The organism is Streptomyces ochraceiscleroticus, assembly GCF_000720485.1.
Classification (GTDB): domain Bacteria; phylum Actinomycetota; class Actinomycetes; order Streptomycetales; family Streptomycetaceae; genus Streptomyces; species Streptomyces ochraceiscleroticus.
Genome location: NZ_JOAX01000097.1, coordinates 1 through 388 on the forward strand (window position 1 = coordinate 1; position 388 = coordinate 388).

The 388-nt window shown below is 69.8% G+C and carries 1 pseudogene; it reads left to right on the forward strand.

Annotated elements, in window-relative coordinates:
* Nucleotides 1–388: pseudogene (locus IG84_RS0137350) on the forward strand (hypothetical protein); the annotation flags it as partial.

Genomic DNA, 388 nt, shown 5'->3' on the forward strand with positions numbered 1-388 from the left:
GTATACCGCGGCGAACAAGCTGCGGAAGGTCGCCGAGACCCAGCGCCGCGGCGCGGCCGGCATGGGCGGCCGCTCGATGGAGACCACCAACTCGTGGGATCCGTCCGAGGACTCCGTGGCGCAGACGACGTCCCAGTCCAAGCGGCGGGACATCTTCAAGTACCACCCGCAGGCCCCGAAGTCGCTCAGCTTCGGGGACAAGCGGCAGCGCCGGAAGATCTTCCGGCACGTCTACGCCGGTTCGGCGCACGTCGACCTCGACGCCATCGAGGCCGAGTGCGCCGAGATCATGGAGAAGGACCCGGCGCAGGGGGAGCGGTTCTTCGGCAACCGGTGCGTGGCCGGCACCGCCTCGTGGCTGGACGGAACGAAGTGGGCGGCCAAGGCC